This is a genomic window from Gordonia sp. SGD-V-85, assembly GCF_001456905.1.
In the GTDB taxonomy this organism is placed as follows: Bacteria; Actinomycetota; Actinomycetes; order Mycobacteriales; family Mycobacteriaceae; genus Gordonia; species Gordonia hongkongensis.
The window spans coordinates 89,040-107,075 of the sequence record NZ_LNQO01000016.1; the positions used below are offsets into that span (position 1 = coordinate 89,040).

General features: G+C 68.0%; 16 protein-coding genes. 5 read left to right on the forward strand and 11 right to left on the reverse strand.

Going from position 1 to position 18,036, the window contains the following annotated elements:
* Positions 1 to 431: 431 nt before the first annotated feature.
* The 6 genes from AS181_RS17635 to AS181_RS25190 are packed head-to-tail and all read right to left on the reverse strand — an operon-like array spanning position 432 to position 6,784.
* Positions 432 to 1,694, reverse strand: a complete 1,263-nt coding sequence (locus AS181_RS17635) for an acyl-CoA dehydrogenase family protein (protein ID WP_058252841.1) — start codon at positions 1,692 to 1,694, stop codon at positions 432 to 434.
* An 11-nt stretch (positions 1,695 to 1,705) separates the two neighbouring features.
* Entirely contained in the window at positions 1,706 to 2,857 is a 1,152-nt protein-coding gene (locus AS181_RS17640; RefSeq protein WP_058252842.1) for a thiolase family protein, read from the reverse strand.
* The gene (locus AS181_RS17645) at positions 2,854 to 3,234 is read right to left on the reverse strand and encodes a Zn-ribbon domain-containing OB-fold protein (protein WP_058252872.1); all 381 of its coding nucleotides are present in this window, start codon (positions 3,232 to 3,234) and stop codon (positions 2,854 to 2,856) included. The genes AS181_RS17640 and AS181_RS17645 overlap by 4 nt, the downstream gene beginning before the upstream one ends.
* A gap of 11 nt (positions 3,235 to 3,245) precedes the next feature.
* Positions 3,246 to 4,691 carry a 2-oxo acid dehydrogenase subunit E2 gene (locus tag AS181_RS17650; RefSeq protein WP_058252843.1) on the reverse strand — a complete coding sequence of 482 codons (1,446 nt, stop codon included), beginning with the start codon at positions 4,689 to 4,691 and terminating at the stop codon, positions 3,246 to 3,248.
* Positions 4,692 to 4,693: 2 nt separating this feature from the next.
* Positions 4,694 to 5,734 carry an alpha-ketoacid dehydrogenase subunit beta gene (locus AS181_RS25185; protein WP_058252844.1) on the reverse strand — a complete coding sequence of 347 codons (1,041 nt, stop codon included), beginning with the start codon at positions 5,732 to 5,734 and terminating at the stop codon, positions 4,694 to 4,696.
* A gap of 18 nt (positions 5,735 to 5,752) precedes the next feature.
* Positions 5,753 to 6,784, reverse strand: a complete 1,032-nt coding sequence (locus AS181_RS25190; protein ID WP_269434038.1) for a thiamine pyrophosphate-dependent dehydrogenase E1 component subunit alpha — start codon at positions 6,782 to 6,784, stop codon at positions 5,753 to 5,755.
* Positions 6,785 to 7,042: 258 nt separating this feature from the next.
* Here AS181_RS25190 and AS181_RS17665 point away from each other — a divergent pair, with 258 nt between their 5' ends.
* From AS181_RS17665 to AS181_RS17680, 4 genes are all read left to right on the forward strand, one after another.
* On the forward strand, positions 7,043 to 8,599 hold the full coding sequence (locus AS181_RS17665) for an AMP-binding protein (RefSeq protein WP_058252845.1): 1,557 nt from the start codon (positions 7,043 to 7,045) through the stop codon (positions 8,597 to 8,599).
* A gap of 18 nt (positions 8,600 to 8,617) precedes the next feature.
* Complete coding sequence (locus AS181_RS17670; RefSeq protein WP_058252846.1) at positions 8,618 to 9,265, forward strand: histidine phosphatase family protein; 648 nt, start codon at positions 8,618 to 8,620, stop codon at positions 9,263 to 9,265.
* Positions 9,262 to 9,930, forward strand: coding sequence for a histidine phosphatase family protein (locus AS181_RS17675; RefSeq protein ID WP_082652969.1), 669 nt, complete (start codon positions 9,262 to 9,264; stop codon positions 9,928 to 9,930). Before AS181_RS17670 ends, AS181_RS17675 begins: the two co-directional genes overlap by 4 nt.
* 90 nt (positions 9,931 to 10,020) lie before the next feature.
* Entirely contained in the window at positions 10,021 to 10,758 is a 738-nt protein-coding gene (locus AS181_RS17680) for a maleylpyruvate isomerase N-terminal domain-containing protein (protein WP_058252847.1), read from the forward strand.
* A 124-nt stretch (positions 10,759 to 10,882) separates the two neighbouring features.
* Here the strand turns inward: AS181_RS17680 and AS181_RS17685 are convergent, their stop codons facing one another.
* Positions 10,883 to 11,896: an MDR family NADP-dependent oxidoreductase gene (locus AS181_RS17685; protein ID WP_058252848.1), complete on the reverse strand. Its 1,014-nt coding sequence runs from the start codon at positions 11,894 to 11,896 to the stop codon at positions 10,883 to 10,885.
* Complete coding sequence (locus AS181_RS17690) at positions 11,893 to 13,635, reverse strand: PEP-utilizing enzyme (protein WP_058252849.1); 1,743 nt, start codon at positions 13,633 to 13,635, stop codon at positions 11,893 to 11,895. The genes AS181_RS17685 and AS181_RS17690 overlap by 4 nt, the downstream gene beginning before the upstream one ends.
* Positions 13,636 to 13,794: 159 nt before the next feature.
* On the opposite strand from AS181_RS17690, the gene AS181_RS17695 reads away from it, so the two are divergent.
* A complete protein-coding gene (locus AS181_RS17695; RefSeq protein ID WP_058252850.1) occupies positions 13,795 to 14,571 on the forward strand; it encodes an SDR family NAD(P)-dependent oxidoreductase in 777 nt (258 codons plus the stop codon).
* Positions 14,572 to 15,047: 476 nt separating this feature from the next.
* On the opposite strand, the gene AS181_RS17700 is transcribed toward AS181_RS17695, so the two are convergent.
* From AS181_RS17700 to AS181_RS17710, 3 genes are read right to left on the reverse strand one after another with little or no spacing between them, the layout of a single operon-like run.
* Complete coding sequence (locus tag AS181_RS17700) at positions 15,048 to 15,818, reverse strand: ThuA domain-containing protein (protein WP_058252851.1); 771 nt, start codon at positions 15,816 to 15,818, stop codon at positions 15,048 to 15,050.
* Between the two features lie 16 nt (positions 15,819 to 15,834).
* On the reverse strand, positions 15,835 to 17,235 hold the full coding sequence (gene lpdA, locus AS181_RS17705) for a dihydrolipoyl dehydrogenase (protein WP_058252852.1): 1,401 nt from the start codon (positions 17,233 to 17,235) through the stop codon (positions 15,835 to 15,837).
* A 1-nt stretch (position 17,236) separates the two neighbouring features.
* The gene (locus tag AS181_RS17710) at positions 17,237 to 17,998 is read right to left on the reverse strand and encodes an SDR family NAD(P)-dependent oxidoreductase (RefSeq protein ID WP_058252853.1); all 762 of its coding nucleotides are present in this window, start codon (positions 17,996 to 17,998) and stop codon (positions 17,237 to 17,239) included.
* Positions 17,999 to 18,036: the final 38 nt, after the last annotated feature.

The following is an 18,036-nucleotide window of genomic DNA, read 5'->3' on the forward strand; positions in this document are numbered from 1 at the left end:
CAATGCTCCCCAATCCGAAAGACGCGGTCTCTCATTGCTCCCTGAGGTGTGAGGAGCGATAGCGACGAGCGACGAAGGGTTTGGCGACGCATCTCACCAGGACCCTTCGTGACGGCCTCCGCAAGCTCCGGCCTCCTCAGGGAGCAGTGGATTGGGCGCTTCGAACGCAAGGTTCTTTCGTGGTCCACGAAAGAACACTCCTCAGCATCCACATCTCTGCTCCCTGAGGTGCGAGCGAAGCGAGCCACGAAGGGCTTCGCAACGTGTCTCACCAGGCCCTTCGTGGCTCGTCGCTTGCGCTCCTCGCACCACAGGGGGCAATGGTTATGTCGTTCTTTCGGATTAGGGAGCAGGGGGTGGCGGCGCTATCGCTCCTCACACCACAGCCGAGGTGGCGGCGCGCCCTAACACCGTTGTGAGCGGGTCCCACCTCACCGGCGGTCGCGCGCGAAGAACGGCCGGTCTTTGTCGACCCGCGGTTCCGGCGGGAGTCCGAGTACGCGTTCGCCGATGATGTTGCGCTGGATTTGATCCGTCCCGCCGGCGAGACGGTAGCCGGGACTGCCCAGCAGGTGCTCGGTCCACGCGAACCGGCTCGGATCGGTGTCCACCGCGATGTCATTGCCGAGCAGGTCGGCGGCGATCTCGCCGATGCGGACCAGCACGTCCGACGCCATGAGCTTGCCGACGGATGCGGCCGGGCCGGGCGATCGTCCGGCGGCCGCCGCGCGCGCCACCCGGTCAGCCGTTGCCTTGCGGAGTTCGGCCCGGATGTAGACGTCCGCGAGTTGCTGACGGACGACCGGGTCGTCGGCGACCCCCACCTGCTGCGCGAGCTCGACGAGTTCGGCGACGGAGCCGCCCTTCTTGCGGGTGACCGATCCCGACGCCGTCCGCTCGAATGCCAGTGTCGCACCGGCGATCTTCCAACCCTGGCCGACGTCGCCGAGGCGAGCGGTGTCCGGCACCCGCACGTCGTTGAGGAACACCTCGTTGAACGAGGCCCCGCCGCTCATCTGGCGGATCGGCCGGATCTCCACGCCCGGAGCGTCGAGCGGGATGAGGAAGGCCGTGATGCCCTTGTGCTTGGGCAGGCCGGGATCGGTCCGCGCCAGGAGCATGCCGAGGTCGGCGAAGCGGGCTCCGGACGACCAGACCTTCTGCCCGTCGATGCGCCACCCGTCGCCGTCGCGAACCGCGCGGCAGGAGAGCGACGCCAGGTCCGAGCCGGCGCCGGGTTCGCTGAAGAGCTGGCAGGCCAGCAGGTCGGTGCGCAGCAACGGCGTCGCGTAGTCCGCACGCTGTCGCCCGGTGCCGAACATCGCGACCGCGGGGCCGACCAGTCCGGTTGTGACACTTATCAGTTCGGTTGACGGCGGGACCTCGAACTCGAGTTCGGCGCGGGCCACCTCGGACGCGTACGACGCGGGCAGCCCGCGGCCACCGTGCTCCGGCGCCAGGGTGAGGGCACCGTATCCGGCGTCGAAGCGCTGTCGTCGATAGTTCCGCGCCGCATCCAGCAGCTGCCGTTCCTGCTCGTCGGACAGGTTGCGGAACACCGCCAGGTCGGCGGGCCCTCGCGCAGTGGCCGAGCGCGGCGCGGCCACCGTGGCGAGCCAGTCGCGGACCTCCGCGCGGAACGCGTCGAGATCCGATCCGGCCGCGTCGACGGCCGTGTGTGCCGGAGCCGACATCGGCTTCCTCCTCAAACAGTCAGGACGGTGCACGCCGAGAGGCCCGGCGCGCCATAGACGTGTGTGAACCCGACTTCCGGACCGCCCGGCACCTGCCGGCCCTCGGCGCGGCCCTGCAGCTGACGCACGACCTCGTGGACCTGCCGGAGGCCGGAGGCCCCGATCGGTTCGCCGTTGGCGAGGCAACCGCCGTCGGTGTTCACGGGCGTGCGGCCGTCGAACTCGGTTCCGCCGGAACGGATCAGCTCGTCCTGTTCGCCGTGACCACACAGGCCGGTCTCGGCGAGATGGATGACCTCCGAGCCACTGTCGGTGTCCTGTACCTGCGCGACATCGACGTCGGCAGGTGCGACGCCGGCCGCGGCGAACGCGGCTGCCGCGGCGTCGATGCTGGGACTGTGCACCGGCCGTGGAGCCAACCACGGCGAGAACACCTCGAACGATCCGAACCGTCGGGTACGCACCTCTGCCGCGGCCAGCCGCACGGGCTGGTCGCAGAGATCGCGAGCACGCTCGCCGGACGCGAGGATCAGGGCGACCCCGCCCTCGCCGGGCGAGCAGAACATGAACTGGGTGAGCGGACTGTTGACCGGAGCCGCGGACAGGATCTCCGCCTCGGACAGCGGCTTTCGACGCCACGCCATCGGATGCGCGGCACCGTTGGCGAAGGCACGTTCGGCGACGGCGCCCAGCAAGGATTCGTCGAGACCGTGTTCGGCGAAGTACCGTCGGGTCTTCATCGCGAAATACTGGGTGGTGACCATCATCCCGGACCGGGCGTACCACGGCCCCAGACCGTAGGCCGCCGGGTCGGAACCGAAGGCGCCGCGCTCGTGTTTGTCGAAGCCCACGACCGCGACGATGTCGGCGCGACCGGAACGGATCATGTCCGAGGCGGTCGCAAGCGCCACACCACCGGTGGCACAACCGTTCTTGACGGTGACGAACGGGATCCCGGTGAGGCCGAGACGGCTGACCAGCGAATCCGGTTTGCCGGAGACATTGCTGCCGCCGACCGCGGCGTCGACGGACTCCCACCCCAGCCCGGTGTCGGCGAGCGCGGCTCGCAGGGCGTGTTCGCCCATGTCCATGCCGCTGGTGTCCCCGTGCCGACCGAAGGCGTGCATCCCCGCGCCGACGACGTACACATCCGCCCGCGTCATGCCGTCACCTTCTCGAACGCGAAGGTGGTGCAGTCGTCGAGTTTCGACAGCCGCAGCTCGACCTCATCACCGATCGCGACGTCGGAGAGCACCCGCGACTCCACCAGCACCGAACCCAGGTCCACATAGGCGACCACGAACGGCTCGAAGCCCGACTCGGACACTCGAAACGGTGGCTTCGGTGCGAACGCCTGCTCTGTCCAGGTCCACACGGTGCCGCGGCGCGGCAGAGCCACCCGTGACACCGCGGTGCCGGCGCACCCGGGGCAGCGGGTGGCGGCGGGAAAGACGACGACATCGCAGTCCGCGCAGTCGGAACCCGCCAACACCGGCGGATCGAGCTGCGCGAACAGCGACTCGTCGACGAGGGGTGTCATGGATCCCACGGTCAGTTCCCGGACAGCAGGGTGAGCGGTCGTCCCAGGATCTGCCCCACCGTCCGCAGGTACTCGGCCGCCGGCGCCCCGTCGACCGCGCGGTGGTCGAACGTCAGGCTGAGCGTGAGCACCTGGGTGCGCACCGGAGTGTCTCCGTCCCAACGGAATCCGTCCTTGACGCGGCCCACGCCGAGGATCGCGGCATTGCCCGGGTTGATGACCGGGGTGAAGAAGTCGACCCCGTAGGCCCCGAGCGTGCTGACCGAGAAGGTGGCACCCTCGAGATCGTCGAGTCCCAGCGTGCCGCCGCGTGCCGCGTTCGCCAACTCCCGGGTCCGCTCGGCGATCGCGGTCACCGACAGACGGTCCGCATCACGGACGACCGGAACGACGAGCCCACCGTCAACGGCCACGGCGAGACCGACGTCGACGCGTTCGGCGAGAACGATCTGGTCGTCGATGATTCCCGCGTTGAGCAACGGGTGCTCACGCAGGGCGAGGGCCGCGGCCCGGACGATGAAGTCGTTGAGACTCGGTGCGCCGCTGCCGGTGTCGGCCGCCTCTGCCTTGAGCGCCGCACGGGTGGCGACCAGTTCGGTGACGTCGACCTCGTAACCGTGGGTGAGCTGCGCCATCGAGTGCAGGCTGTCCATCATGTTCCGGGCGATGGCGCCGCGCATGCCGCGCAGGGGGATCACGTCACCGGGCCGTGGCCCGTCCGGTGTCCGGGCGGTTCGCGGCGCTGTGGCCGGAGCGCTCGAACGGCCGGCGGCGGAACTGGTTTGGCCCGCAGCACGCTCGACATCGGAGCGGGTGATCCGTCCGCCGATTCCGCTTCCGGTCACGGTCGCGAGATCGACGCCGAGTTCGGCGGCGAGCTTGCGCACCACCGGCCCGACGAATCCGGCTGTCGCGCCAGGTTCGACGGAACCGGCCGGTTTCTCGGCCGCGGATTCCATCGGTTGCGGCCGGGCCAGGAAGTCTTCGATGTCCTCGGACACGATCCGGCCGCCGGGGCCGGTGCCGGTGACCGCGTGCAGGTCGACGCCGGCCTCCGACGCGACGCGTCGTGCATTCGGCGAGGCCTTCAGGCGTCCGCCCGTAGAGCCGACCCCGTTGACCGGCACGGCCGCCGGTGTCGGTGTCGGGGCCGCGGATGAGGCGGTTGACCCCTGTCCCGCATCACCGTCGGGCGAGGCGCCGCCCTCGGGCACGGACTCACCGTCGGCGAGCAGCCATCCGACGACGGCACCGACAGGCAGCACAGCACCCGCCTCCGCCGCGGTGGCCAGCACCCCCTCGCTCTCGGCCTCGACATCGACGTCGACCTTGTCCGTCTCGACCCGGAACAGTGTGTCGCCCAAGGAGACCCGCTGACCCGGGGTGGCCACCCAGCCGCCGATCACACCTTCCTGCATGGTGAGACCGAGTTTGGGCAGCACGATCTGGAAGGCCACGATCAGTTCCTTTCCAGGAGCCGACGGGCTCCGGCGACGATGCGGTCCGAGTCGGGGACGTAGGACTTCTCGAGCGGGGTGCTGAACGGCACCGGTGTGAAGGGCGCACCGATGCGCAGCACCGGGGCGTCGAGATGATCGAACGCCTCTTCCTGGATCTGGGCGGCGACCTCGGCCCCGATCCCGCCGAAGGTCACGGCCTCGTGGACCACCAGGATTCGGTTGGTCTTCCGGGCGGACTCGACGATCGTGGCGGTGTCGAGGGGCTGCACCGACCGGGGGTCGATGACCTCGGCGGAGATGCCCTTCTCGGCCAGCGCATCCGCGGCCTTGAGCGCCTCGGCCACCATGCGGCCGAACGCCACGATGGTCACGTCGTCACCGGTGCGCGGCACGGCCGCCTCGCCGATGGGGATCTCGTAGATCTCCTCCGGAACCTCACCGCGCGAACCGAGCAGCACTTTGTTGAGCATGAACACGACCGGGTTGTCGTCCCGAACCGCGGACACCAGGAGACCCTTGGCATCCCGCGCATTCGACGGCATGACGACCTTGAGCCCCGGAGTATGCGCGAGCCACGACTCCAGGCTCTGCGAGTGCTGCGCGCCGGCGCTGACGCCCGCACCGTAGGCCACGGCGATGACCATGGGCACCTTGACCTCACCGCCGTACATGAACTTCATCTTCGCCGCCTGGTTCACGACCTGGTCCAGGGCGACGGCGAGGAAGTCCATGAACATGATGTCGACGATCGGCCGCAGACCGCGGGCCGCCGCTCCGACGCCCAGACCGATCAGGCCCATCTCGGCGATGGGCGTGTCGACCATGCGGCGTTCGCCGAACTCGGCGAGCAGGCCGTCGTACATGTGGAAGACGCCACCGTAGGCGGCCACGTCCTCACCGATCACGAAGACGTCGTCGTTCTCGCGCATCACCTGCGCGACGCCTTCGTTGAAGGCCTTGACGTAGGTGGTGGACCGCGCTGCCGGGGCCACGTTGTCTGAGCCGGATTCGGTGGCGATGGATTCTGTTGCAGTGGACATGTTCTCGGCTTCTCCGGGTCAGACGCTGTAGACGTTGAGCGCGATGTCGGCGGGATCGGGATACGGACTGTTCTCGGCGAACGCGACGGATTCGACGATGTCGGCGTCGACCTCGGCCCAGATCTGGGCGAACTCGGCCTCGGTCGCCACGCCTTCGGAGACGGCGCGCGCTTCGAGCAGCTTGATCGCGTCGCGCTCCTTCCAAGCTTCGACCTCCTCCTGCGTCCGGTAGGTCTTGCGCAGACCCTTCACGCCCTGGTGGTCGTAGTAGCGGTAGGTCTTGGCCTCGACCAGCGACGGACCCCCGCCGTTGCGGGCACGTTCGACGGCCCGCCCGACTGCCGCGCGCACCTCGATGGCGTCCATGCCGTCGCAGATCTCGCTCGGCATCGCGTAGGCGGCGGCGCGGTCGGCGACGTTCTCCAGCTTCATGTGGTTACGCAGCGCGGTGAATTCGGCGTATCCGTTGTTCTCGCAGACGAACACGACCGGCAGTTCGAGGATGCCGGCCAGGTTGGCGGCCTCGTGGAAGGCGCCGATGTTGCTCGCGCCGTCGCCGAAGAACGGGATCGCGACCGAGTCGTCGCCGCGGTACTTGGCCGCGAACGCGGCTCCCACCGCGATCGGGATACCGCCGCCGACAATGCCGTTGGCGCCGAGCATGCCGATCGAGAGGTCGTTGATGTGCATCGACCCGCCACGGCCCTTGCAGTATCCGTCCACACGCCCGAACAGCTCGGCGAACATCTGCCGGAACTGCGCGCCCTTGGCGACGGCGTGACCATGCCCTCGGTGGGTCGAGGAGATCTGGTCGTCGTCGCGCAGGTTGCTCATGGCACCGGCGGCGACAGCCTCCTGGCCGACGTAGAGGTGAAGGAAGCCTGGCAGCTTGCCGCCCTCCATCAGCTTCCCCGCCTCGGTCTCGAACTGCCGGATCCGCACCATGCGGCGGTGGAGGTCGAGGACGACATCCCGTGCGGGCATGGGCTCCGGGGGCCGGGTCGGCCGGTCGGTCGCGGCCGCGACGCTGGTCTCGGTGGTGGTCACCATGACACCTCTCTGTGCTGACTGTGCAGGTGGGGCGGCTGATGGAACTGCGCGCAACCGCGGACTTAGTTGATCTCGCCTGCAGTATGTGTCACCACTGTAGACGATTGTTAGTAGAATCACTATCAAGTTAGTCGATCAGATCCGCACGGTGCAGACTGTTACTTGACTTGGTCTCCAGTTAACCCCACGATGATTGCGCAGGACAACATGTTCAGGCCGCGCCCGGAAAGCGGGCCGACGGAGAAGGAGTGGTGATCGATGCTCGACCGGATCCGCGATCGGGCGTCGGCCGATCCCGACGGCCTCGCACTGGCCGACGACATCATCACCCTGACCTGGCGAGACGTTCGCACAACACTCGAACGGCTGACCGGTGCGCTGCGCTCGGTGGCCCCCTCCCCCGATGATCGCGTGGCCATCATCGGAGAGAACCGGGTGGAGACCCTGCTCGCCCACGTCGCCGGCATCGGGGCCGGCGTCGGTACCGTCGCGGTGTCCCGCCAGCTCACAGCACGCGAGATGGCCGACCAGTTCGCCGATGCCGGGTGCGTCGCCGTCATCACCGGGCCGGCCGGCCTCGACGCCGCCGCCGAGGCCGCAGTCGGGCCGCTGACCACGGTGATCACCCACAACGTCGACCGGCCGGTCCGCGTTCCGGAGAACGCCGCGCACCTCGACTGGCAGGACCTGATCGCGACGTCGGCCGACCCCCCGACCGATCTCACCGAACGTCCGGCACGGCCGCCGCTGGTGTACACCTCCGGGACGACCGGCCGGGCGCGCGGCACCGAGGTCCGATGGCTGCCCGGCCGGGCGCCGGATGCGGCCGCGTTCCAGTCCGCGGTGGCCGCGCGGTCGGGCTACCCGGCCGGCCCCCATCTGGTCGTCGGGCCGCTTCAGCACAACGGGCCGCTCACCTCCATCCGGCACCTGCTGTCGGGCGAGCCGGTCGTCATCCTCGGCCGCTTCGACGCCGAACGGGTACTGGAGCTCATCGACACACACCGCGTCGCCTCGACGCTGATGGTTCCGACACACTTCCAGCGCCTTCTCGCACTGCCCGCGGAGACCCGGTCGTCGTACGACATCGGGTCCCTCCGCTATGTGGCACATACTGGTTCGGCGTGCCCGGCAGAGGTGAAGCGCGCGATGATCGACTGGTTCGGACCGGTGTTGATCGAGTCGTACGGCGGGAGCGAGATCGGCACCGTCTGCAAGATCGACTCGCACGAATGGCTCGCCCACCCGAGTTCGGTGGGTCGCGTCGCCGACCCGTTCGAGGTCGTGGTCGTCGGTTCGGACGGGGAGGTCCTGGGACCGGGCGAGACCGGGATCCTCGGGTTCCGCACGCCCGCCGGACGGGAGGTCACCTATCACGGGGACCCCGAGAAGACCGCCAAGGCCTACATCCTCCCCGGCGTCGCGACGCTCGGCGACGTCGGGCATGTCGACGACGACGGCTTCGTCTTCATCACCGACCGGGTGGCCGACATGGTGGTGTCCGGTGGCGTGAACCTTTACCCGGCAGAGAGCGAGCAGGTGCTGCGCGGGCACCCGGATGTCGCCGAGGTCGCGGTGATCGGGGTACCGGACGCCGACCTGGGCGAGGCGCTGCTCGCACTGGTCGTCCCGACCGCGGGCACCGAGCCCGACGTCGACGCAATCCGGGCCTTCGCCAAGGAGTCGATGGCGTCGTACAAGTGCCCGAAACACTATGTCGTCGTGGATGATCTGGCGCGCAACGCGATGGGCAAGCTCGACAAGAAGGCGCTGCGGCGTCCGTACTGGGACTCCGACCGGACCATTGCCGGCTGAGCACACCGAGAGGCATACATGATCGAGATCCTGTTCGTCCGGCACGGCCAGCCGGTCTCCGGAATCCGCAACCCGGAACTGGCACCCGCGGGCATCGCCGATGCCCGACGACTGGCGACCTGGTTGCGGCACGACGAGATCGACCTGATCGTCGCGAGCCCGTACTCGCGGGCGCTGCAGACCGCCGAGCTGATCGCCGCGGAACTCGGCCGCGACGTGGATCATGTCCTCGAGGACCTCCGCGAGTGGGACGACGACATCTCGCCGGAGGACTACACCGCGGTCGAGGACATGGCAGCCGACGATCCGAGGCTCCTCGCCGTCAGTTCCGGACGGTATGAGGAGTACGTACCGTCTCTCGATCTGCCCGCCTTCCGGCGACGCGCACGTTCCGCGCTCGAGGAGATCCTCGCGCTCCGGGAGAGTGGACGGATCGTCGCCGTCGCGCACGGCGGGATCATCAACGCCGCATTGGCAGATGTGCTGGAGATGCCGAAGACGTTCTGGCACAACCCGGCCTACACCAGCGTCGCGCGGGTGCGCCGACTCGACTCCGGGGTCCTCGTCGTCGACTCCGTCAACGACACCGCACATCTGCGCGGCGTGCCGTTCGACTCCGACTCCTGGATCACGGATGCCGAACTCGACGGCGAGCTCGCCCGATGACCGCCATCTCCTCACCGGATGTACCGGGACGCGATGCCACCGAGACCATTCGCCCCGCGATCGTCGACGGCCACGAGACGGTGGCCGCGGCCAGCAAGATCATCCTCGTCCGGCATGGGTTGCCGGGCGGGCCGGCGGGCCCGGATCCCGGCCTCGGACCCGAGGGCGTCGACCAGGCGCGGCGACTCGGCACCTGGTTGCGCGGACTCCCCGTCGTGCAGGTGATCGCGAGCTCGTACATGCGCGCACACGAGACCGCACGGCATGCCGCCGAACCGCTCGGACTCGACGTCCGGGTCGACGAGCGGTTGCGCGAATGGGACAGCGACCGTGCGGTCTACGCGACCCCGGAGGCCATCGCGGCCACCGAGCGCGGCCGGGCGTTCGCCGAGGGCCGGTACGACGACTTCGTCCCCGACTACGACCGCGACGCCACGGCAGCCCGGATGCGTTCGGCGGTACTCGATGCCGCGGCGGCCGCACCGGGCGAGCTGTCCGTCCTGGTCTCCCACGGAGGCGTCATCAACACTCTCCTCAGCGACGTCCTCCGGGCGCCGTCGCCGTTCTTCTTCAACCCGGCCTACACGTCGGTGTCACGCATCGCGGTCACCCTCTCCGGCCGCCTGGTAGTGCAATCGGTCAACGAGACAGCACATCTCGGCTGATTTCTGGGTTTCTTTATACGAAAACCTGTTACTCTTCCGGTATCGCAGTGATGTGCAACACATCCCGATCGATGATTCCAGGAGAACCTCATGAGCCATGCCGGCGTGGAGGCGAGCCGAACACTTGCCGACGAATATGCATCCATCATCCGAGGTCTGACCCCCGCCGAGTGGTCGGCACCCAGCCGGTGCGCCGGCTGGTCGGTCAAAGACCTGGTGGCACACACGGGTTCGAACTTCGCCGCGATCGTGAACCCGGCCGAACCCGATCCGTCCGCCCCACCCCCGACGACCGCCGAGGAACTCCAGAACCGTCTCGTCGACGCGCGACGGGACTGGACCCCTACCCGGGTCGCCGACGAGTTCCTGTCCACGGTGGGCCCCGCCATGGACGCACTCGCGGCCATGCAGGACCCCGCCATCGCGTCCGCGCCGATGACGCTCACCGACCTCGGAACCTATGAAACGCATCAGCTCTCGGATGCCTTCGCCTTCGACATGTGGTGCCACATGTACGTCGATCTCCTCGCGCCGGAGGGCCCGGTGACCCGCCCGCTCGACGGTGGCCAGGAAGCACTGCTGGATGCGGCGATCGGCTGGATGCTCGCCGGGCTGCCGCAGATGTGCCCGACGGTGAACACCGCCCTCGACGGACGCACGATCGGCCTGCGCCTCACCGGGCCAGGGGTGGCGAATGGTCGCTGCGCCCCGGCGAGAAGCTGCTCTCGGTCGACTCCGGTCTCGAGCGCACCGACACCGTTATCACCTCGTCGGCAGCCGATTTCGTCCTCTGGGGAACAACCCGGTCCCCCTGGCGCGACCACGTGAGCATCCACGGCGACGACACCCATGCCGCACGAGTCCTCGACACCCTCGACATCGTCTGAGCGGTCAGCACGACGAGAGAGCCCGGAACGCATCGCGTTCCGGGCTCTCTCGGCATCAGGGTCGGTCAGTTGAGTTCGACGAGCATCTTCCCGACGTTGCCGCCGTCCAGCATCGCCAGGAACGCCTCGACCGCGTTGTCGATGCCGCGATGGATCGTGGACTCGGCCACGAGGTCACCGGCCGCAAGCCAACCGAGGACGCGCTCCTCGAACTCCGCACGGATATCCTCGTGGTCGCGAACGATGAACCCGGTCAACGTGATCCGCTTGAGGATGGCCTGCATCAGGTGATCGATGGGCGGCCGGTCGTCGCCGACGGCCGAGATCATGCCGCACATGGCAACCCGACCGCTCATCCGAAGACTGTGCAGTGCGGCGATCAGATGATCACCGCCGACGTTGTCGAAGTAGAGGTCGATCCCCTTCGCCACCCGACGCAGACCCTCGGCGATCGGTTCGGCCCGGTAGTCGATCGCCGCGTCGAAACCCAGCCGCTCGGTCAGTAGCGCCGCCTTGGTCGACCCACCGGCACTGCCGATGACGCGACTCGCACCCAGCAGTTTCGCGAATTGCCCTGCCGCACTGCCGACCGCGCCCGCGGCCGCGGACACGAACACCTCATCGCCTTCACGTAACCCACCGGCCCGCAACAGGCCGCAGTAAGCCGTGAACCCCGTTTGCCCCAGGACGCCGAGCCAGTGATGCAGATCCGCTCCACGCGGATCGATCACGGTCGCGGCGTCGACATCGACGACGGCGAGTTCGCGCCAGCCGAGGCGGTGCCGCACACAGGCGCCCGCCGGGATGCGGTCGTTGCCGCGGATCACCACGCCGATCGCCGAACCATCGAGTGGCGCATCCTCGGCGAAGCTGGTGGTGTAGTGCATCTCCGAGGTACCGAGGCGGCCCCGCATGGACGGATCGACACTCATGTACCGGTTCTCGACGAGGATCTGATCACCACGCAGGGGACCGACGTCGGTCTCCCGAACCTCGAAGTTCTCCGGTCTCGGCACACCGTCGTCGGGTCGCTTTCGGAGGAAGACCGCCCGGGTCGTGGTCGCCACGCCGCTGGTCATGAGTTATCCGCCGCGGCCGGCAGTTCGAGGATGGTGACGGTGCCCTTCGACCCGTCGACCTCGACCAGCGTGCCGTCGGGAATCCGGCGGGTCGCGGCGGGAACGCCGGCAGCACAGGGAATACCGAGCTCGCGGCTGACGATCATCGCATGTGACCCCATCGCGCCGACGTCGGTGATGGCGGCGGAGGACACCATGAACAGCGGCGTCCAGGACGGATCGGTCTGGGGCGCCACCAGCACTTCGTCCACCTCGAAACTGTCCAGATCTTCCATCGAGGTGATGGTGCGGGTGCGTCCCCGAACCACACCGGGCGATGCCCCGGACCCCTGCAGGACCTCGCCGGAGGTCACCCCATCCACCTCGACCTGGTCCTTGCGACGCAGACTCGACAGCGGCGGCAGCGGCTCTCGGGTGTCGAGGAAGGTCGGCAGGTCCAGACCGAACAGGCCCTTCCACCCGCGATGCCGTTCGGCGAGGGTGTCGGTGAGGGCGGACGGTTCACTGGCCAGGAGATCCAGCTCTTCGTCGACCGCCATGAAGACGTGGTCGGCAGAAGCCAGGTGTCCCTGTTCGTGGAGCCGTCGACCGAGCTCGGCCAAGGGCACCCGCGCCTCGTGCAAGACCTTGATGCAGTTGGTCTTCGCCCGTTCGCGCCAGGCCGCGAACCGACGTGCCGAGGCAAGCGCGGCGTCGAGCGTCGCCCGGGCCTCCGCGTCGTCGCCGACGATCGCGCGTGCCCGCTCGAGCGCGGCATCGGTGTCTCCCGCATGCTCGGCGAGGCGGGCGGTCGGTGAGGCGGAGTCGTCCTGCAGGCGCAGACGGTCGACGAGCCCGAGCACCAGTTCCGGCTTGGTCTCCCACGATGTCGAACCGAGGTCCCATTCGTTCGGCCCCCGGTAGCCGAACTCGGCGAGGAAGTCGGCGAACGAGGCGTCGAACTTCGGGTCCACCCCGGCCACCCGAGCCGCGAGGCCCTCGATTCCCTGATCGAACGCCGCGGTCAGGCGCTCGTCGGCGCGAACCATCCGTCCCAACTCCCAGAGCGCGAACGACGGCAGAGCCGAATCGACGTCACCCGCCGAACCCACGAGGGTGACGACGAGGTCCTGGTTGTCGGGCCCGAGAAGCTGACCGAGCACCGACGGGCCGACGGCCGCACCGTTGGTCGCCGCCACTTCACCACGCCATGCGGCGCGCTCGAGCGGCATGACCGAACGTGCGCGTGCGACGAGTGCAACCGGGGTCAGACTCGACAGATCGGGGCGTTCCGTGCGCAACTTGTCGGCCAGTTCACGGTCCTCGTCGAGTTCGGGGAAGGTCTCGGTCGACATGATCCAGACATTCCGAGCGGCCAACCGGGCGCTGGCATCGGCATTCTCGTCATCGGGATGCCCGACGTACTCCGGGATGTTCGGATCGCCACCGTAGAAGAGCTGGTCGACGAGCTCAACCGACAGGCCACCACGTATACCCACGAGCCGCGACATCGACAGATTGATGTACAGGTGTCCGTAGAAGATCCCCGACGATGCCGCCACGTCCGGCTTCTCCACCAGCGAGTAGCTGCCGTGGAAGGCGTAGCCGGCGTTCCACCCGGGCAGGATGTTCTGAATCCACCCGAGGTCGGCGCCCAGTGGTGTGATCGGATCGGACAGCACATCGCTGGCGTTGAGCCGCGTGTAGATGGGCAGACGTGCACTCGGTTCGGTGTCGACCAACCAGCGCTGTTCGGACATGTCGTTCTCGTCTCTCCTGGGACCGCTCGGGATAGGCGGCCATAGTTTCTTTACAGGGTATACACGTGGGCTGTGATGTGTGACACTCTACCTGCAAGACTGTAGGCGTTGGCAAGTAACTCGTCTCGGTCTCTCGTTCAGGAATCAAGGAGACGTTCGATGAAGTTGCAGGACAAAGTAGTTGCCGTCACCGGCGGGACCCAGGGAATCGGCCGCGGGATCGCCGAGGCCGCCCTCGCGGAGGGCGCGAAGGTCGCCCTCAACGGCCGATCCAAGGAGAAGGGCGATAAAGCTCTGGCCGATCTCGGCGTCGGCGACCGGGCCGCGTTCTTCCAGGGCGACGTGACCGTGCAGGCCGATGTCGAGGACTTCATCGAGCAGACGGTGGCGACTTTCGGCCGCATCGACGTCCTGGTGAACAACGCCGGCGGTGCGAACGATCTGCAGCCCACCGCGCAGCTGTCCGACGAGGAGTGGAACCTCGTGCTGAACTGGAACCTGAACTCGAACTTCTGGGCGACGCGGCGCGCACTGCAGCACATGATCCCCAACTCCTACGGGCGGATCATCAACATCTCCTCGGTCGAGGGCAAGCAGGGCAAGCCGGTGTTCACCGCTTACGTCGCCGCCAAGCACGCGATCAACGGGATGACGAAATCCATTGCGCGCGAGGTGGGTACACAGGGAATCACGGTCAACGCGATCTGCCCCGGGCTCGTGATCACCGACATCATCAAGAACAACGGCCCGCAGACGGCGGCGGCGATGGGCATGAGTTTCGACGAGATGGTCGACCTGTTCTCGCAGGAATCGTCCATCAAGCGCCCCAACACCGTCGAAGAGGTCGCCGCAATGGCGATGCTGCTCGCCTCCGATGCGGGCGCCGGCATCACCGGTGCCATCCTCAGTGTCGACGGTGGTACCGCGTCGTACTGATCGAGATCGTTGCTCCCTTATCCGAAAGAGCCATACACCCCTTGGTCCCTGAGGTGCGAGGAGCGCTAGCGACGAGCCACGAAGGGCCTGGTGAGGCACCTTGCGAGGCCCTTCGTGGCTCGCTTCGCTCGCACCTCAGGGAGCATGGAGTTTTGGCGCTCACGAGCGTCTTTCGTGGTCCACGACGGCCGCCAGGCCGCGGATGCTGAGGAGCGAGCTTGCGACCGTCACGAGGGGTCTCACCACCTCGGTCGCCGGACCCTTCGTGACGCGCCCTCCGCAAGCTCCGGGCGCTCCTCAGGGAGCGGAGGGTTGGACGCGCCCTCCGCAAGCTCCGGGCGCTCCTCAGGGAGCGGAGGGTTGGTCGGGCCCGTGACCGGCAGACCTCAACTCGACCGATGGACTTCGATCGAGGTCTAGGAGTCGAGTTGAAGTCTGCCGGTCACGAAACGGGGCACTGGGGAATGCTCTGAACCTCAGAACGTCCCGCGTACCGCCCACGCCACGCAGCGGCCGAGGATGGTCCGGTACTCCGGCACCTCCCAGCTCCCCCGGTCGACCCGTCCGAGATCGTCGATACCCAGGTCTTGGACATCGAACCGGCCGCGGCAGTGCCCGAGCGTGAAGTAGCAGACGGTTCCGGCGTCATGTCTCTTGAGATAGAGCACCGGCAGCGGATCGTCGGAGGTGGTGTGTCCCTCCGCGAAACCCGTTGACTCGCCGACAAACCGGGTGTGCGCGAGAACCTCTATCGGCTCGAAGAGTTCGCTGACGTAGAGCTCGTCGACGGCGTCGAAGGCCTCGACACCGTCGACAAGCGGATGGTCGGGGTCCGTGATCTCGACCCGGTACGGCGCGATCGGCGGATGACCCAGGAACTGGCTACCTACCAGCTGCGGCAGCACGCCCATGGTGCGTGGGGTGACGTACTTGCTCGGCGACCCCGGTGGCGTCGGCTCGATCGCGGAGTTGGTGGCGTGCAACGCCAGCCATCGACCGCCGCGTGCGAGGAACTCGGTGAGCGACCGCTGCGCGGCCTCGTCCGGAATCCGGTTGCACGTGTAGGTGATCAGCAGATCCGCGTCGTCGATGGCCGGGATCGCACCCGCGTAGTCGTCGAAGACTCGCGTTCGCACCACTTCGTGATCGGCCAGCAGCGTGAGGATCTGCAGTCTCGCGTAGTCGAAGTCGTGCCATTGCCCACCGCAGATGACGACCGCGTCAAGGCGGCCGGCGGGTCCGGACATGTCGCTCCTCGAGATCTCAGGCGTGTGCGTGCAGGGGTTTGCCCGCCAGCGCGAGGTGGGCTTCGCCGAGCGCCTCGGCCTGGGTCGGATGCGCGTGCACCAGGTTCGCGACGTCGTCGGCGGTCGCCTCCCAGTTGTAGATCAGCTGTGCCTCACCGATGAGCTCACCGACCCGATCACCGACGAGATGGATTCCCACGACGGGTCCGTCGGACCCGGCGCGAACAAGCTTCACCCCACCCGACGTCTGGAGGATGCGGCTCTTGCCGTTGCCACCCAGGTCGTAGACGGCGGTGGTGACGTCCCCGTACCGGTCGACGGCTTCGGCCTCGGTCAACCCGATCGACGCAACCTCGGGGTGGGAGTAGGTGACACGTGGAATCCCGCTGTCGGCGACCGGCACACAATCGAGGCCGGCCAGTTGCTCGGCCACGAAGATACCGTTAGCGAAGCCGCGATGGGCGAGCTGCGGACCCGGCACGATGTCACCGACCGCGTAGACCCCCGGCACAGTGGTCTGCAGCGCATCGTCGACCTCGACGAACCCGCGGTCGAGTCGGATGCCCGCCTCCTCGAGCCCGAGACCGGACGTCCGCGGACCACGCCCTACCGCCACCAGCAGGATGTCGGCGTGCAACGGTTCCGACTCGCCGGCGAGATCGACGGCGACCCCGGCATCGGTCACGCGCGCGGCGGACAGCATGGCCGCAGTCCGAATGGTGATGCCGCGCTTGCGGAACGCTCGGGTCAACTGCTTCGACGACCACTCGTCCTCAGTCGGGACCAGTCGTGGTGCCGCCTCCACGGTGGTGACCTCGACGCCGAGCGACGCCCACAGACTGGCGAACTCGCAACCGATCACGCCGCCGCCCAGGACGATCGCCGACCTCGGGATCGAATCCAGCTCCAGCGCACGGTCGCTGGTCATGATCGGACCGCCGATATCGATGCCCGGCAGGGTCCGCGACTGCGATCCGGTGGCAAGGACAAGGGCCTCACCCCGGTGTCGCGAGGTCCCCCCGTCCGCGAGATCGACTGCGACCGTTCGGTCCCCGACGACGCGGCCGTGACCACGCACCACGCGGATCGCCCGCGAGGCGATCAGTCCCTCGAGGCCGCGGTACAGACCGTCGACGACCTTCTGCTTGTACGCGTGCACCGCGGTGATGTCGACACCGTCGAGCGAGGCCTTGATTCCGAAATCGGCCGCAGAGCGCACGGAGTCGACGATCTCCGCGGCATGCAGCAGCGCCTTGGTGGGGATACAACCGTTGTGCAGGCAGGTACCGCCGAGCTTGCCGGACTCCACCAGGACGACCGACATGCCGAGCTGCGCGGCGCGCAGAGCACACGAGTATCCGCCCGAACCGCCGCCGAGGACGACGACGTCGGCGGTCTCGGTGGAGTCCGCGCTCATCTCAGAAGTCGAATCGGTTGGTGAAGCCGCCGTCGACGACCAGGTTGGTGCCCGTGATGTGACCGGCGGCGGGCGACGCCAGGAAGGTCACCGCGTTGGCGACATCCTGGGCGGCGGCCAGCTTGCCCAGCGCGGCGGACGACAGCGCCGCGTCATAGAGTTGCGGGCGCTGCTCCTTGATGGTGTCCCAGGGTCCGCCTTCGAAGTAGACCGGACCGGGCGACACCGCGTTGACGCGAATCCCCTTGGCTCCCAAGACACGTGCCTGCGCCGAGGAGTGTTGCAACACGGCGGCTTTGAGCGCGCCATAGCTGTTGGCGGTGGTGATCGGGCCGGCCTCGATGGCCGATGTCGTACTGATCGTGACGACCGACGCGGCCGAGCTCTTCTCCAGGTGCGGTGTGGCCGCCTCGATGAAGCCGACCAGGCTCATCAGATCGACGTTGAAGCTGTTCTCCCACGCCTCGCGCCCCTTGCCGGTCATGGCCGATGCGTTCACGATGACGATGTCGATCCCGCCGAGCGACTCGGCCGCGTCGTCGACGAAGGACGTCACAGCCGCGGAGTCGCCGACATCGACGGACTTCCAGAACACCGTGCCGGACTCGGACAGCTCGTCGGCGACGGTCTTGAGTTGGGCTTCGCCGCGGGCGCAGATGCCCACCGATGCACCCTCGGCGAGGAGCGTCTTGGCGATGGCGAGGCCGATCCCCTTGCTCGCGCCGCTGATGAGGGCGCGCTTTCCGGTGAGGTCGAGATCCATGTCGGGTCCTTCTTCTTTCGGTCGTGCTGGCGGTTCGG

What these genes read in the sequence shown, in the direction of transcription:
- AS181_RS17635 (WP_058252841.1), bottom strand. Translation starts at nt 1,694, where the DNA reads ATGTCGGCTCCGGCACACACGGCCGTCGACGCGGCCGGATCGGATCTC.
- AS181_RS17640 (WP_058252842.1), bottom strand. Translation starts at nt 2,857, where the DNA reads ATGACGCGGGCGGATGTGTACGTCGTCGGCGCGGGGATGCACGCCTTC.
- AS181_RS17645 (WP_058252872.1), bottom strand. Translation starts at nt 3,234, where the DNA reads ATGACACCCCTCGTCGACGAGTCGCTGTTCGCGCAGCTCGATCCGCCG.
- AS181_RS25185 (WP_058252844.1), bottom strand. Translation starts at nt 5,734, where the DNA reads ATGTCCACTGCAACAGAATCCATCGCCACCGAATCCGGCTCAGACAAC.
- AS181_RS25190 (WP_269434038.1), bottom strand. Translation starts at nt 6,784, where the DNA reads ATGGTGACCACCACCGAGACCAGCGTCGCGGCCGCGACCGACCGGCCG.
- AS181_RS17665 (WP_058252845.1), top strand. Translation starts at nt 7,043, where the DNA reads ATGCTCGACCGGATCCGCGATCGGGCGTCGGCCGATCCCGACGGCCTC.
- AS181_RS17670 (WP_058252846.1), top strand. Translation starts at nt 8,618, where the DNA reads ATGATCGAGATCCTGTTCGTCCGGCACGGCCAGCCGGTCTCCGGAATC.
- AS181_RS17675 (WP_082652969.1), top strand. Translation starts at nt 9,262, where the DNA reads ATGACCGCCATCTCCTCACCGGATGTACCGGGACGCGATGCCACCGAG.
- AS181_RS17680 (WP_058252847.1), top strand. Translation starts at nt 10,021, where the DNA reads ATGAGCCATGCCGGCGTGGAGGCGAGCCGAACACTTGCCGACGAATAT.
- AS181_RS17685 (WP_058252848.1), bottom strand. Translation starts at nt 11,896, where the DNA reads ATGACCAGCGGCGTGGCGACCACGACCCGGGCGGTCTTCCTCCGAAAG.
- AS181_RS17690 (WP_058252849.1), bottom strand. Translation starts at nt 13,635, where the DNA reads ATGTCCGAACAGCGCTGGTTGGTCGACACCGAACCGAGTGCACGTCTG.
- AS181_RS17695 (WP_058252850.1), top strand. Translation starts at nt 13,795, where the DNA reads ATGAAGTTGCAGGACAAAGTAGTTGCCGTCACCGGCGGGACCCAGGGA.
- AS181_RS17700 (WP_058252851.1), bottom strand. Translation starts at nt 15,818, where the DNA reads ATGTCCGGACCCGCCGGCCGCCTTGACGCGGTCGTCATCTGCGGTGGG.
- lpdA (WP_058252852.1), bottom strand. Translation starts at nt 17,235, where the DNA reads ATGAGCGCGGACTCCACCGAGACCGCCGACGTCGTCGTCCTCGGCGGC.
- AS181_RS17710 (WP_058252853.1), bottom strand. Translation starts at nt 17,998, where the DNA reads ATGGATCTCGACCTCACCGGAAAGCGCGCCCTCATCAGCGGCGCGAGC.